At 67.9% G+C, this 14,843-nt stretch carries 13 protein-coding genes; 5 read left to right on the plus strand and 8 right to left on the minus strand.

All coding sequences use genetic code 11. The annotated features are described in order from the left end of the window. Window positions 1-2 precede the first annotated feature (2 nt). The 4 genes from NQV17_RS14200 to NQV17_RS14215 all read right to left on the minus strand — a co-directional run bounded on the left by NQV17_RS14200 (window position 3) and on the right by NQV17_RS14215 (window position 4,238). Window positions 3-905, minus strand: coding sequence for an ABC transporter permease (locus NQV17_RS14200; RefSeq protein ID WP_044844992.1), 903 nt, complete (start codon window positions 903-905; stop codon window positions 3-5). Between the two features lie 13 nt (window positions 906-918). Continuing rightward, entirely contained in the window at window positions 919-1,857 is a 939-nt protein-coding gene (locus NQV17_RS14205; RefSeq protein ID WP_257772761.1) for an ABC transporter permease subunit, read from the minus strand. 11 nt (window positions 1,858-1,868) lie between these two features. Next, on the minus strand, window positions 1,869-3,482 hold the full coding sequence (locus NQV17_RS14210; RefSeq protein ID WP_124486047.1) for a peptide ABC transporter substrate-binding protein: 1,614 nt from the start codon (window positions 3,480-3,482) through the stop codon (window positions 1,869-1,871). A 177-nt stretch (window positions 3,483-3,659) separates the two neighbouring features. Further along, on the minus strand, window positions 3,660-4,238 hold the full coding sequence (locus tag NQV17_RS14215) for a cupin domain-containing protein (RefSeq protein WP_044844989.1): 579 nt from the start codon (window positions 4,236-4,238) through the stop codon (window positions 3,660-3,662). Window positions 4,239-4,737: 499 nt separating this feature from the next. Here NQV17_RS14215 and NQV17_RS14220 point away from each other — a divergent pair, with 499 nt between their 5' ends. Both NQV17_RS14220 and NQV17_RS14225 read left to right on the plus strand, forming a co-directional pair. Further along, window positions 4,738-6,261 (plus strand): peptide MFS transporter, encoded by a 1,524-nt coding sequence (locus tag NQV17_RS14220; protein WP_044844988.1) that lies wholly within the window; start codon window positions 4,738-4,740, stop codon window positions 6,259-6,261. A gap of 120 nt (window positions 6,262-6,381) precedes the next feature. Beyond that, window positions 6,382-6,588, plus strand: a complete 207-nt coding sequence (locus tag NQV17_RS14225; protein ID WP_044844987.1) for a hypothetical protein — start codon at window positions 6,382-6,384, stop codon at window positions 6,586-6,588. Between the two features lie 55 nt (window positions 6,589-6,643). Here the strand turns inward: NQV17_RS14225 and NQV17_RS14230 are convergent, their stop codons facing one another. From NQV17_RS14230 to NQV17_RS14240, 3 genes are all read right to left on the minus strand, one after another. Continuing rightward, a complete protein-coding gene (locus NQV17_RS14230; protein ID WP_257772762.1) occupies window positions 6,644-7,768 on the minus strand; it encodes an OpgC domain-containing protein in 1,125 nt (374 codons plus the stop codon). 398 nt (window positions 7,769-8,166) lie between these two features. Next, window positions 8,167-9,066 (minus strand): EamA family transporter RarD, encoded by a 900-nt coding sequence (rarD, locus tag NQV17_RS14235; RefSeq protein WP_257772763.1) that lies wholly within the window; start codon window positions 9,064-9,066, stop codon window positions 8,167-8,169. A gap of 19 nt (window positions 9,067-9,085) precedes the next feature. Next, window positions 9,086-9,382 (minus strand): acylphosphatase, encoded by a 297-nt coding sequence (locus tag NQV17_RS14240; RefSeq protein ID WP_257772764.1) that lies wholly within the window; start codon window positions 9,380-9,382, stop codon window positions 9,086-9,088. 256 nt (window positions 9,383-9,638) lie between these two features. Between NQV17_RS14240 and hpnA the strand changes: the two genes are divergently transcribed. Next, window positions 9,639-10,646, plus strand: coding sequence for a hopanoid-associated sugar epimerase (gene hpnA, locus NQV17_RS14245; protein ID WP_044844982.1), 1,008 nt, complete (start codon window positions 9,639-9,641; stop codon window positions 10,644-10,646). Between the two features lie 108 nt (window positions 10,647-10,754). Continuing rightward, window positions 10,755-12,170 carry a phage tail protein gene (locus tag NQV17_RS14250; RefSeq protein WP_257772765.1) on the plus strand — a complete coding sequence of 472 codons (1,416 nt, stop codon included), beginning with the start codon at window positions 10,755-10,757 and terminating at the stop codon, window positions 12,168-12,170. 121 nt (window positions 12,171-12,291) lie between these two features. On the opposite strand, the gene NQV17_RS14255 is transcribed toward NQV17_RS14250, so the two are convergent. Then, window positions 12,292-13,479: a glycosyltransferase gene (locus NQV17_RS14255; protein WP_257772766.1), complete on the minus strand. Its 1,188-nt coding sequence runs from the start codon at window positions 13,477-13,479 to the stop codon at window positions 12,292-12,294. A 416-nt stretch (window positions 13,480-13,895) separates the two neighbouring features. On the opposite strand from NQV17_RS14255, the gene ispH reads away from it, so the two are divergent. Then, a complete protein-coding gene (gene ispH, locus NQV17_RS14260; protein ID WP_044844980.1) occupies window positions 13,896-14,837 on the plus strand; it encodes a 4-hydroxy-3-methylbut-2-enyl diphosphate reductase in 942 nt (313 codons plus the stop codon). Window positions 14,838-14,843 lie beyond the last annotated feature (6 nt).

The raw sequence follows: 14,843 nt of genomic DNA on the forward strand, positions 1-14,843 counted from the left end.
CTTCAGCGATCCTTCGGGTCGAGCGCGTCACGCAGGCCGTCGCCAACGAAGTTCACGCAGTAGAGCGTCACGCACAGCATGACGGCCGGTGCCAGCAGCAGCCACGGCATCGATTCCAGTTTCTGCGCGCCGTCCTGGATCAGCACGCCCCAGCTCGTCATCGGTTCCTGCACGCCGAGGCCGAGGAACGACAGCACCGATTCGGTCAGCACGATGTTCGGCACCGACACGGTCGCGTACACGACGACCACGCCGAGCAGGTTCGGCACGACGTGGCGCAGCACGATCGACGCCGGCGACACGCCGATCGCGCGCGCCGCGTCGACGAACTCGCGATTGCGCAGCGACAGCGTCTGGCCGCGCACGACGCGCGCCATGTCGATCCACGAGAACGCGCTGATGGTCAGCACGACCAGCATGAACGAGCGGCCGAACAGGGTCATCATCAGGATCGCGATCAGCAGGTACGGGATCGCGTACATCATGTCGACGACGCGCATCATCGCGGAGTCGACCCGGCCGCCCGCGAAGCCGGCGGTCGCGCCCCACGCCACGCCGAACAGGCCGGACACCAGCGTGCCGAGCAGGCCGACCTCGATCGACACGCGGCCGCCGATCAGCGTGCGCACGAGCAGGTCGCGGCCGAGCTCGTCGGTGCCGAACCAGTGCTGGTTCGCGAGCGTCGGCGCGAGGCTGATCGAGCCCCAGTCGCTCGCGGCGGGATCGGCCGCGAGCAGCCACGGACCGACGAAACATGCGAGCGTGATCAGCGCGAGCAGCACGAGGCTGAACACGGCCGCCCGGTTGTGAAGGAAGCGCGCGAACGCGAGCGCGAGCGGCGAGCGCGAACGCGGCGGCGAGTCGGTCTGCACAGGCAGACTGACGACGGGAGTAGTCGGAGTCATCGCAGTGCCTCGCTCAATAACGGATGCGCGGATCGAGCCATGCGTACGCGAGGTCGACCAGCAGGTTGAACAGCACGGCACAGACGGTCGTCAGCACGACGAGGCCGAGCACCAGCGTGTAGTCGCGGTTGATCGCGCCGTTCACGACGAGCTGCCCGAGCCCGGGCAGCGCGAACACCGATTCGGTGACGACGGCCGCCGTGATCGACGTGATGCAGACCGTGCCGAACAGCGACACGACCGGCATCAGCGCGGGCTTGAGCGCGTGGCGCAGCACGATCGTCGAGCCCGGCAGGCCCTTCGCGCGCGCGGTGCGGATGAAGTTGCTCGACAGCGTCTCGATCATCGAGCCGCGCATCACGCGCGCGAGCAGCGATACGTTGATGAAGGTCAGCAGCACGATCGGCAGCAGCCGGTACTGCCAGCCGCCGTCGCCCCAGCCGCCGGCCGGCAGCCAGCCGTTGCCGGCGGAGGTCTTCAGCAGGATCGCGAAGATCCACACCAGCACCGGGCCGAGCACGAACGGCGGCACGACGTTGCCGAAGTTGCCGATCAGCATCACGAAGCGGTCGATCAGGCTGTCGCGGCGCACGGCCGCGACGGTGCCGAGCAGCACGCCGAACCCGATCGAGAGCGGGATCGAGATGCCGCCCACGCCGAGACTCACGGGCAGCGCCTTCTTCACGAGATCGTTCACCGACCAGTCGACGTAGCGGAACGACGGGCCGAGATCGCCGTGCAGCAGCGAACCGAGATACAGCAGGTACTGCTTCCACAGCGGCTCGTCGAGGTGGTACTTCGCGTTCAGGTTCGCGAGCGTCGCCGCGGACAGCTGCTTCTCCGTATCGAACGGACCGCCGGGCGTGAAGTGCAGCAGCAGGTAGCAGACGGTGATGACGGCGAGAATCGTCGGCACCGCCCACAACGTGCGTCTCAATGCGTAGGCCAGCATGATCGCTCCGCTCAGTGCTTGATCAGGTACATGTCCTGCGAAGCACGCATGTCGATCACGTTCTTCAGCGAGTAGCCGCCCACGTAGGGCTTCACGAGCCGGTCCGCGGAATACTGGAACAGCGGCACCATCGGCGTGTCGTTCATCGCCGCGTCGTGCGCCTGCGTGAGCAGCGTGGCGCGCGCCTTGTCGTCGAGCTTCTGGTTGCCTTCGTCGACGAGCGTGTCGGCCTGCTTGTTGCAGTAGCCGACCGTGTTCTGCGAGCTGCCGCAGCGGATCAGGTCGAAGAAGGTCATCGCGTCGTTGTAGTCGGCGAACCAGCCGTCGCGCGCGATCTGTACCTTGCCGTCATGCCGCTCCTTCATCAGCACCTTGAACTCGACGTTCTCGAGCTTCGTGTCGATGCCGAGCTTCGTGCGCCATTCCGATGCGGTGAACAGCGCGACCTTCTTGTGCAGGTCGTTGGTGTTGTACGTGAGCGTGAACGACAGCGGCTTCGCATCGGAGAAGCCGGCCTGCTTCAGCAGGTCCTTCGCGGTCGCGACGCGCTTGGCCATCGGCCACGACGCCCATTCCGGCGTGAACGGGTGCACGCCCTTCGTGCCGTTCGGCATCAGGCCGTACATCGGCTTCTCGCCGGCCTGCGTGAGCTTCGACGTCAGCACGTCGCGATCGATCACCATCGACAGCGCCTGGCGCACGCGCTTGTCCTTCAGCGCCGCGTCGCTGTTGTTCAGGTAGTAGTAGTAGGTCGCGAGCTGCAGGCCCGGGCGCAGTTCGCCGCCGAACTGCTTGCTGACCTGCTGGAAGATGCCCGACGGGATCGAGTAGCTGTAGTCGATCTGGCCGGCCTGGTACATGCGCATCGCCGTTTCGTCGCTTTCGATCGGCAGGTACGTGACCTTGTTGATCACGACCTTCGGCGCGTTCCAGTATTTCGCGTCCTTCGAGATCACGATGCGGTTGTTCGGCTGCCAGTCGACGAGCTGGTACGCGCCGTTGCTGACGATGTTGCCGGGACGCGTCCATGCGTCGCCGAACTTCGCGACGGTGTCCTTGTTCACCGGCGCGAGCGGCACCATCGCGGTCAGTTCGGGGAAGAACGCGACCGGCACGTCGGTCGTCACTTCCAGCGTGTACGGATCGACCGCGCGCACGCCGAGCGTCGTCGGCGCGGCCTTGCCGGCGATGATGTCCTTCGAGTTCTTCACGAACTCGACGAGGATCGTGTACTTCGAGCCCGTCTTCGGATCGACGAGGCGCTGCCACGAATAGACGAAATCGGCGGCCGTCACGGGCTGGCCGTTGCTCCACTTCGCATCGTGGCGCAGCTTGAAGATCCAGGTCTGCGGCGTCTTGCGCTCCCACGACTGCGCGACACCCGGCACGACCTGGCCGGCCGCGTCGATGCGGGCGAGCCCTTCGAACAGGTCGAGGCCGATCGTGTTGCCGGTCCACGATTCGATGTGCGCCGGGTCGAGCGACTCGACTTCGGCGGGCACCTGGCGCGTCAGGTCCTGTTGAGGAGCGAGCGTGACGTTCGACGGAACGGTAACGGCGTGGGCGACGGGCGTCGTCAGGGCGAGCGCGGCCAGCACGGCCGACATGGCATGCAAGGATTTCATCGTGGCAGTCTTGAGAAAGTTGTTCGGCGAGCGATGCGCGGCGGATGCCGCGGTTACGCGTGAGACGCTGACGGGTACAGCGATTGAGGAGGCCCGTGATTCTCGTATTGCATCTTAGTATTCCTTACGTTTCTTTCGACAGGCATTCCGTCTTGGAAACGAAGGAATACCTGTGCGTTAGAACAGCCGCGGCGTACCGACCCAGACCACCACCGACTCGACCTTCGCGGTGTTGACCCAGCTGTGCGGGACCGTCGACTGATAGTGCGAACTGTCGCCGGCCTGCAGGACGAACGTCTTGCCTTCCAGCGTCAGCGACACTTCCCCTTCGATCACATACAGGAATTCCTCTCCTGCATGGGTCGTCACCTCCGACCGCTTCTGCCCCGGCGGCATCCGCACGAGGATCGCCTCGAGCTGACGCCCTTCGGTCACGTTGGTCAGCCTCGCGAACAGGTTCGCCGAATCGGCGAATCCGAAGAAGCGCAACTGATCGCCTCTGCAGACCGAGCGTTCCTCGCTCGGCGTATCCACGAAGTACTGCACCGTCACGCCGAGCGCCTGTGCGATACCGGCCAGCGACGTCAGTGACGGCGACGCGAGCCCGCGTTCGACTTGAGACAGAAACGGCTTCGAAATCCCCGCGGCGGTAGCGGTGTCGTCGAGCGTGCGCTTGAGTCGTTGGCGCAACGCGCGAATCTTGCTGCCGAGTGCGGCAGCGTCTGCCGCTCGCGAGTTTTCAGTGGGGGGAACCATAGCAGGCCGAAAAGTGGTCGTCAAAAAATGTTTGATGGAAAGTAACTAAGTTAATACGAGATAGCTTAATCTTCGGGTTCGCACACGTCTTCGGTGTTGAGCCCGGTGCACTAAACAGGGCACGAAGCGGGCGAAACGACGCGCTATCTTGCCAGACTCGCCGGCTTCACAGGCAAGCTGCAAGCGGCTCTCCGGGAATTTTCGGAGAACGGGCGCGAAGCTTACAAATAGATGATGAGACAAATTTTCCTGAAAGCTGCTGCCATATCGGGAGTTTCCCTGAGTGGCGCGGACCTGACGCACCGGACCGGCAAACGTTACCACTCGCGCGCCGGTCGGGGCCTCGCACCGCCTTATCGGGCGGAGTCCGACCCCGGCCCGGGCTAACCCGCCCGACTGCTCCATCGCCGACGCAAAGCCTACCCGGCTACCGTGCTCCGGCGCCAGTTCGACCCCCAAGGCGACGCGCGATCCGCGCCGTCCGTTTCAAACGAGATTGATGATGCACGCACCTGTTTCACAGACCCGTTCGTTTACGACGGTCTTCCTCATCGAAATGTGGGAGCGCTTCGGCTACTACGGCATGGCCGCGCTCCTGGTCCTCTTCATGGTCGACCGGCTCGGTTTCACCGACAGCCATGCGAACCTGACCTGGGGCGCGTTCACCGCGCTCGTCTACGCGTCGCCGTCGATCGGCGGCTGGATCGGCGACAAGGTGCTCGGCGCACGTCGCACGATGATCATCGGCGCGGCCGTGCTGTGCGCCGGCTACCTGATGCTGGCGATCCCGAACGACGCGCTGGCGTACATGTACGCATCGCTCGGCGTGATCGTCGTCGGCAACGGCCTGTTCAAGGCCAACGCGGCGAACCTCGTGCGCCGCATCTACGAAGGCGACGATGCGCGCATCGACAGCGCGTTCACGATCTACTACATGGCGGTCAACATCGGCTCGACCGTGTCGATGCTCGCGACGCCGTGGATCAAGGATCACTGGGGCTGGCACACCGCGTTCGCGGTCTGCTGCGCCGGCATGCTGCTCGCGATCCTGAACTTCATGCTGATGCACCGCACGCTCGCGCACATCGGCTCGCAGCCCGACGACGAACCGATCCGCTGGAAGCGTCTCGGCGGCGTGGCGGCGGGCGGCGTGGCGCTCGCGCTGGTCACGCTGTACGTGCTGCAGCACAAGCAGCTCGCGGTCGCGAGCGTATGGACGGCGGCGTTCGCGATCCTCGCGATCTTCGCGTACATGATCGCGAAGTCGGAGCGTTCGGAACGCGCGGGCCTGATCGCGGCGCTCGTGCTGATCGGCCAGGTGATCCTGTTCTTCATCTTCTACGTGCAGATGTCGACGTCGCTCACGCTGTTCGCGCTGCGCAACGTCGATCCGCGCTTCATCCTGTTCGGTACGACGCTGTTCACGTGGAGCGCCGCGCAGTTCCAGGCGCTGAACCCGATCTGGATCATGATGCTGAGCCCGGTGCTCGTGTGGGTCTACAACGCGTTCTCGAAGAGCGGCCGTGACCTGCCGGTCGCCGCGAAGTATGCGTTCGGCTTCGGCGCGGTAGCCGCCGGCTACCTGGTGTTCACGATCAGCGGCCGCTACGCGGTGGACGGCCGCGTGTCGTCGTGGTTCATGGTGTGGGGCTACGGCCTCTACTCGCTCGGCGAACTGCTGGTGAGCGGCCTCGGCCTCGCGATGATCGCCCGCTACGTGCCGGCGCGCATGAGCGGCTTCATGATGGGCGCGTATTTCGTCGCGACGGGTGTGTCGCAGTATCTGGGCAGCGTCGTCGCGAACTTCGCGCAGATGCCGTCGCACGACCTGCCGGCCACCGAATCGCTGCCGCTGTACCTGTCGCTGTTCGAGAAGCTCGGCTGGCTCGCCGCGATCGGCATGCTGCTCGCCCTGCTGCTGCTGCCGATGATGAACCGCCTGTCGCGCCAGCATCAGCGCTGCGCGGAAGAGCGCCGCGAGGAAGAAGCGGTGCAGGCGCAGGCGATGGCCTCGGCGCAGTAAGTACTATCCCTCGGCGTGCGGCGTGCACGCCACATTCTCCCGCCAGCGCGGCCAGCACGTCCTACACTGGTTGCAACGGCGCATCCGCTCCGTCGTGATGCGCACTGGCGGGAGAAGATCATGAAAAACAAGACGACTCGGCTCTTGAGGATACTGTCGGACATCCGGCACGCGCAGCGCTGCACCACATTGCGCGCCGCCCGGGCCGCGGCCGAAGCCGACGCGGTGCTCGCGCAGCAGGACGATCCGAAGTCCGACGAACGCGACGACGCCGAATCCGACGACGCGACCGTCGTCCCCCGCTCCCGTATCGGCTCACCTCACTGAGCGCACCGACGCCGCGCGGCACGTTGCGTGCCGCCTGCGCGTTTTCCCGCACCGTTCACGCGGCCGCGCCGCGCCGGCGTGCGAACCACGTTCCCGAACCGGCCACCGCCATCATCAGCCCGACCGCGCATGCGTCGGCCGCGAGGCCCACGCCGATATGCCGCAGCTCGGCGCCGTTCGCGACCGGATGCAGCAGCGAATCGATGACGAGCGAGATCGCCGCGCCCGCGACGAAGCAGATCAGGCCGCGCCGGCCGACCGCGACGACGGGCTGCACGGCCCGCGCAATGCGCGCGATCCAGCCGTAGCGCACGCAGTCGGCCATCAGCCAGGCAATCGCCGCGAAGCTCACGATGCGCGGCAGCGCGAGATCGCGCTTGAGAATACCTTCCGGCAACGGCAGCCCCGAGAACAGCTTGTAGCTCGCACAACCGAGCACGATCGCGCACGCGACGCCGGTCGCCGCGGCGCTCCACCGCCCGAGCGCGACGTACCGGTAGAAAGGCTGGCAGCGGGCGAGCACGCCGGCGACGAACATCAGTTGCCACGCGAACGGGTTGAAGTTCCAGCGGAACGCATCGGTGTCCAGCAGCTCGGGGCCGAGCCAGCCCGCCGCGAGCCACGACGTTGCGCCGAACGCGACGAGCAGCCACGGATGGCGGCGCGCGAACGGCACGATCACCGGCGACGCGAGCGCGAACAGCACGTACATCGGCAGCACCGACGCGAGATACGGCTGGCGCTGGAACGTGAGCAGTTCGGCGAGCCCCGTGAGCGGCGACGCGAGCATCACGCTGACGTCGTCGAGCGCGAGGTTCGGCGTGTCGATCCCGTAATGGTCGAGCACGGCGGACACGACCAGCATCAGCGTCGACGTCGCGAGAAACGTGCGATAGATCTGCATCGCGCGGCGCACGAACCGCCGCTGCGCCGCGCGCGCGCCGTGCCGGTCGGCGATCGCGCCGTACGCGCTCGCGGTCGCGAAGCCGCCGAGGAACACGAACACCTCGGCCGCATCGCACAGCGCGAATGCATGGAGCGTCACGCGCGACAGCACGCTCGCGCCGATGTGATCGACGACGATCATCAGCAGCACGATGCCGCGGAAGAAATCGACTTCGATCAGGCGGGCGCTGCGGGTCGGCGGCATCGGGACGGCAGGCGGCATGTTCAACGACATGGCCGCACCTGCACGACGACGGTGCGGCATGCACCGAAGGAGGATTCGGAAGGGAGAAGGCGAACGCGATCGGCGGCGCTACGCGTATGCTCGTATCGCGCCAACCCGGCCGGCCCGGCACGGAAATGACCGTTCATGGAAAAGCCGCATACGAAGAGGAGACGGTCAGATCAGTCTAGCGGCCGGTCGGGGGATACCCTAAGTAACAAAGTGCAACGGAATCTTCTGTTCGATTACAGGCGTGACATCGGCGATGCAACGCTGGCGAGGCCGCCAGCCAGACGTCAGCTGCACATCGGCGCGATGCCAGTTCGACGCCGGCATCGCGTGACGCGACGCAAGCGATGCGCGCTGCGCGGCACGTTCGTTGCCGCCGTCGCGCGGCCGGGCGACGACGCTCAGCCGCGCATCGGCAGGCGCCGCATCAGCATCGCGCTGTGCCACGCGGTCAATGCAACGGCGGCCCAGATCGGCCCGTACGTCGCGAGCTGCGCGACGCTCAGCGTCTCGCCGAGCAGCAGCAGCGACACCGCGACGAGCAGCACCGGTTCGACGTAGCCGAGGATCCCGAACAGCGCCATCGGCAGCATCCGGCTCGCCTTCAGGTAGCTCGCGAGCGCGAGCGTGCTGAGCACGCCGAGCCCCGGCAGCAGCACGGCCCACAGCAGCGGATGGCTGGCGACCGGCGTCGCGCTCGCCGACACCATCGCGAACGCGACCGGACACAGCAGCACGATCTCGAGCGCGAACGCGGCCAGCGAATCGGCGTTGATCCGGCGGCGCAGCACGAAATACGGCGGATAGCCGAGCGCGACGACGAGCGTCGGCCACGCGAACGCGCGCGTCGCCCATACCTCGTGCGCGACGCCGAGCGCGGCGCAGGCGACCGCCGCCCATTGCAGCGGATCGAGCCGTTCGTGATAGTAGAAGCGGCCGACGAGCACCATCGTCAGCGGCAGCAGGAAATAGCCGAGCGACACTTCGAGCATGCGGCCGTGCAGCGGCGCCCACAGGAACAGCCACAGCTGCAGGCCGAGCAGCGCCGCGCTCGCGGGCAGCGCGACCAGCAGGCGCCAGTCGCGCACGCCGCGCCGCACGAGTTCGACGAGCGCCGGCCAGCGGCCGCGCAGCGCGATCAGTGCGAGCGCGCCCGGCGCGGTCCACAGGATGCGCCACGCGAAGATGTCGAGCCCCGTGAGCGGTGCGAGCAGTTTCGCGTAGGCGGACATCAGCGCGAACAGCGCCGACGCCATCACCGACAGCGCGATGCCGCGCCCGGCCTCCGGATACCCCGTCATGTTGTTTTAGCCTTGCGCGTTACTGCTGCTGGAAGCGCTCGAAGCGCTTTTCGACGTGGCGCTCCTCGAACGTCACCTCGGTCACGCGCGCGGACGGCGGCCCGTGGCGCAGCCACGCGAGCATCCGGTCGATCTGCGCGCCCGGGCCCTGGATCATCGCCTCGACGCTGCCGTCGTCGAGATTCGCGACCCAGCCGCGCAGCTTCAGCGCATGCGCCTCGCGCACCGTCGCGTGACGGAAACCGACGCCCTGCACGACGCCGCGCACCCGCACGTAGTAGGTCTCGATCCGTTCGTCCAGTTCATTGCGGCTCATCGCGTCGCCCTCCCGTCGTGCAATCCATTCAAGCCCGGCATTGTAGTCGCGTCGGCCGCTTCGCACACGGGCCCGGCGGGCCGGCTCGGCGCCGTCGCCAGTGCAGCCGCCCGCGCGAGCATGCAACTGCGGGTTTGCTGCCCGGCGATGCGTGCGTGCCGGAGGACGGCGCTCGCGTCGCCGGGCGCGCCGACCACGTACAATCTCGCCGACGCACAACCGCCGCGCCGCCCGCGCGCGGCCCTGAAGGAAACGCATGACTGATACCTCCCGCGATCTCGTTCTCGTCACCGGCGCGTCCGGTTTCGTCGGCTCGGCCGTCGCACGCATCGCGCAGCAGAAAGGCTATGCGGTGCGCGTGCTGGTGCGCCCGACCAGCCCGCGCACGAACGTCGCGGATCTCGACGCCGAGATCGTCACCGGCGACATGCGCGACGAGACGTCGATGCGCGCCGCGCTGCGCGGCGTGCGCTACCTGCTGCACGTGGCGGCCGACTACCGGCTGTGGGCGCCGGATCCGCACGAGATCGAGCGCGCGAACCTCGAAGGCGCGGTCGCGACGATGCGCGCGGCGCGCGCCGAAGGCGTCGAACGGATCGTCTACACGAGCAGCGTCGCGACGCTGAAGGTCACGAGCGCCGGCGATCCGTCCGACGAGAACCGGCCGCTCACCGCCGAGCAGGCGATCGGCGTGTACAAGCGCAGCAAGGTGCTGGCCGAGCGCGCGGTCGAGCGGATGATCGCCGACGAAGGGCTGCCGGCCGTGATCGTCAACCCGTCGACGCCGATCGGCCCGCGCGACGTAAAGCCGACGCCGACCGGCCGCATCATCGTCGAGGCCGCGCTCGGCAAGATTCCCGCGTTCGTCGATACCGGGCTGAACCTGGTGCACGTCGACGACGTCGCGCACGGCCACTTCCTCGCGCTCGAGCGCGGCCGGATCGGCGAGCGCTACATCCTCGGCGGCGAGAACCTGCCGCTGCAGCAGATGCTGGCCGACATCGCGCAGATGACGGGCCGCAAGGCGCCGACGATCGCGCTGCCGCGCTGGCCGCTCTACCCGCTCGCCGTCGGTGCGGAGGCCGTCGCGAAGTTCACGAAGAAGGAGCCGTTCGTGACCGTCGACGGGCTGCGGATGTCGAAGAACAAGATGTATTTCACGTCCGCGAAGGCCGAGCGCGAGCTCGGCTACCGTGCGCGTCCGTACCGCGAAGGACTGCGCGATGCGCTCGACTGGTTCGGCTCGGCGGGCTACCTGAAGTAACACAAAGCGGCGTATTTCACGCCGCTTTGCGCACTTTGTTACACGTCGCTGACGGACCGGCACCGGCGCAGCGGTTAAAATCGCGGGTCTTACGTAGAGAAGACACGCATGAACCTGAACGAACAGATCGATTCGCTCAACGCGGGCGTCGATCAGCTCCTCCACGATCACCACGCCGCGCAGCAGGCGGCACGCAGCGCGGAAGCGTTCGCGCGCGCCGCCGCGGCGGAAGCCCAGGCCGCCGCCGCACGTCACGCCGCCGCGGAAGCCGAAGCACAGGCCGCCGCGCAGCGCCACACGGCCGCAGCCGCCGACGCCGATGCCGCGCAGCAGCGCCACGCCGACGCCACCGCCGCGGCCGAAGCCGCCGCCCAACGCCACACCGAAGCCGCCGCGCAGGCCGAGGCCGCCGTCCAGCGGCACGCCGAAGCGACCGCGCTGACCGAGGCACTCGCGCAGCGCCATGCGGATGCCGAAGCCGCGTCGCAGCGTCATGCGGCCGCGATCGCCGAAGCCGAGGCCGCCGCGCAGCGTCATCACGCCGCCGCGACCGAAGCGGACGCGGCCGCGCAGCGTCATGCAGCGGCCGCCGCGGAAGCCGAAGCCGCCGCGAAGCGCCATGCGGAGGCGACCGCCGCAGCCGAGGCCGCGACGCAGCGCCACGCGGCCGCGATCGCCGAGGCCGAGGCACTCGCGCAGCGTCACACGCAGGCGATCGCCGAAGCGGAAGCGGCTGCGCAGCGCCACGTCGAGGCAACCGCCGAAGCCGAAGCGATCACGCAACGTCACGCCGAAGCGATCGCGCAAGCCGACGCGGCCGCGCAACGCCATGCGGAGGCGACTGCGGAGGCCGAGGCCGTCGCGCAGCGCCATACCGAAGCGATCGCGCAGGCCGAAGCGGCCGCCGAGCGTCACGCGAAGGCGATCGCCGACGCGGAAGCGCTGGTCGAAGCCGTCGTGAAGGACGCCGCGACGAACGCGGCAGCTTTGGCCACCGAGCCGGCCGTCGCGGCTGACGTGGTCGAACCGGCCGTCGAGTCCGCCGTTGAGCCGATGACGAACGCCACCGCGCCGGCTGCCGCCGATGAAGTCGCCGCTGCGGCGGCCGACGCGATCACCGACGTCGTCGCGACCACCACCGCCGACACCGCGATCGAAGTCGCGCCCGCGGCCGAAGCAGCCGCCGACGCCCCCGCGGACAAGGCGACGCTGCACGTCGCGCGCCCGTCGCAGAACGAACTGACGCTGACCGTCAACGGCCAGTCGATCACGTTGCACCCGGAGCAGCTGGGCCAGCTGATCGAGGAACTCGCGCATGCGCGCGCGTCGATGCAGCCGGAACCGCCGCCGGGCATCCCGGCCGGCTGGCGCTTCGTGACGACGAAGAACCCGATGATGGCCGTGCAGAAGCAGTCGAACGGCGATCGTCTGCTGGTCGCGCGCCACACCGGCTACGGCTGGGTGCCGTTCACGTTCTCGCCGGACGTCGTGATCCAGATGTACATGATGCTGACGCAGCGGTAAGCACGCGCGCAGCGACCGGACGTCGGCCGGAAAGCAAACAGCCCGAATCGGCTCACGTCGATTCGGGCTGTCTGTTTTCAGCGATCCGATGGTCCTGACGGCCGGCATCCGCCGGCCCGCTTCAGCGCTCCACCGGCGCCTGCACGCGCGCCTTCCACTGACCACCCTTGCCGCGCCAGTAGCGCCACGCGGACGCGAACGTCGCGCCGACGTAGAACAGCGCGACGAGCGGCAGCGCGGGCGCCCACAGCGGCGAGCGCCGGTAATAGCTCAGCATCGGCGCATACGCGGTGCACATCGACGCCCATGCCAGCCACGCCGGCCAGGCCCGCGCGCCGTATGCGAGCGCGGCCACAGGCGGCACGAGATAGATGATCGTCATCCCGAGCAGCGTGCCGGCGAGCAGCAGCGGCGAATAATGGAGCTGCGTGAACGCGGTGCGCGCGATCATGTTCCAGATGTCGCGCCAGCTGTCGTACGGACGCAGCGACACGCTGCGCTCGGCCAGGTCGAGCCGGATCGGATGCCGGCCGCTGCCGCGATGCTTGATCTGCGCGGCGAGGCTGCAGTCGTCGATCAGCGCGCCGCGGATCGATTCGATGCCGCCGGCCTCTTCCAGCGCGCTGCGCTTGACCAGCATGCAGCCGCCCGCGGCGCCGGCCGTCCGGTTGCGCGGATTGTTGATCCACGAGAACGGATAGAGCTTCGCGAAGAAGAACACGAACGCCGGGATCAACGCCTTTTCCCAGAACGAATCGCAGCGCAGCCGCACCATCAGCGACACGAGATCGCGCTGTTCGGCCTGCGCGCGCGTGACGAGCTGCGCCACCGCGTCGGGCGGATGGCCGATGTCGGCATCCGTCAGCAGCAGGTAGTCGGCCGGCAGCCCGAGCGTGCGCACCGCGGCGATGCCCTGCGACTGCGCCCACACCTTGCCCGACCAGCCGGCCGGCAGCGGCTTCGCGGCCAGCACCGTCAGCCGGTCGGCGCGGTTGATCGCGAGCGCGCCCGCGCGGGCCGCGGCGGCGGTGCCGTCGTCGCTGTGGTCGTCGACAATGATCAGATGAAAGTGGCCCGGATAATCCTGCTCGAGCAGCGACGTCGCCGCTTGCGCGATCACGTCGACCTCGTTGCGCGCCGGCACGACCGCGACGACCGCCGGCCAGCCGGCCTCGGCCGCGGCGCCGCGCGCTTCCGGCGGCAGGGCCCGCGCGGGCCGCGCGCGCCAGAAGCCGCCGCGCGCGACCAGCAGCACGATCCAGATCAGCAGCGACAGGCCGGACACCAGAAAGGTAATCGCCAGCATCATCGGCACGCCTCCTGCCGGACGCCGGCGCCAGCAGCCCCGGATCGTTCGATCTCAATCAGGGTCGGAGTGAAAACACCCTTGACCGCACCGGCGGCAGGGCAATACGCGTAAGAATCGACGGTCATCGAATGGCCTTGAAATGAGCGCGACGCGGGGCAGCCGGACGGGCTGCCCGCGAAACCGCGCAGTTTACCGGGTTCCGCGCGCGCGAGCGCCGACGCGGCGCTGCGGTGGATGCAACACGGCCGATACAGCACCAGAGCAAGGACGGCCCGATAGGGTTAAAATGCGCGATTAATTCGGGGTTCCGGGGCCTGGCCTGGCCGGTTCGTTCCTGCCTTCATAACATCAAGCCGGGGCGAGCGAGCGGTGCCAGCTCTTCGAACCCGGCGTCTGTCGTCGGAGTTCGCTCACTTATGCGAGTCATCCTTGCCCAGCCCCGCGGCTTTTGTGCGGGGGTTGTCCGCGCGATCGAGATCGTCGATCGCGCGCTGCAACAGCACGGCGCGCCGGTCTATGTGCGTCATGAGATCGTGCATAACCGGCACGTCGTCGAAAACCTGCGTAATAAAGGGGCTCGATTCGTCGAGGAGCTCGACGAGGTGCCGCACGGCGCCGTGGCGATCTTCAGCGCGCACGGGGTCGCCCAGACGGTCGAACGCGACGCGGAAACGCGCGGGCTCGACGTGCTGGACGCCACCTGCCCGCTCGTCACGAAAGTGCACGTGCAGGGCCGCCAGTACGTCGCGGCGGGCCGCCGGCTGATCCTGATCGGCCATGCGGGCCATCCGGAAGTCGAGGGCACGATCGGCCAGATCCCGGCCGAGGTGATCCTCGTGCAGAGCGAGGCCGAAGTCGATACGCTGACGCTGCCGGTCGACACCCCGGTCGCGTACGTCACGCAGACGACGCTGTCGGTCGACGACACGCGCGGCATCATCGAAGCGCTGCAGCGCCGGTTCACCGACATCGTCGGCCCGGACACGCGCGACATCTGCTACGCGACGCAAAACCGCCAGGCCGCCGTGCGCGAGCTGAGCGGCCAGGTCGACGTGCTGCTGGTCGTCGGTGCGACGAACAGCTCGAACTCGAACCGCCTGCGCGAGATCGGCACTGAAAGCGGTGTACCGAGCTATCTCGTCGCCGACGGCTCGGAAGTGAAGGCCGAATGGTTCGCGGGCGTGCAGACGGTCGGCCTGACCGCCGGCGCGTCGGCACCCGAGGAAATGGTCGAGGATGTAATCGGCGCGCTGCGCGCGCTGGGGCCCGTCGATGTCACGACGATGGCGGGCCGTGAGGAAAAAGTCGAATTCAAGTTGCCGGCGAAGCTTACGCAAGCTGTCGCCCGCGAAGTTTAAGGAGGA

It is taken from the genome of Burkholderia sp. SCN-KJ (genome assembly GCF_024656005.1).
Classification (GTDB): Bacteria; Pseudomonadota; Gammaproteobacteria; order Burkholderiales; family Burkholderiaceae; genus Burkholderia.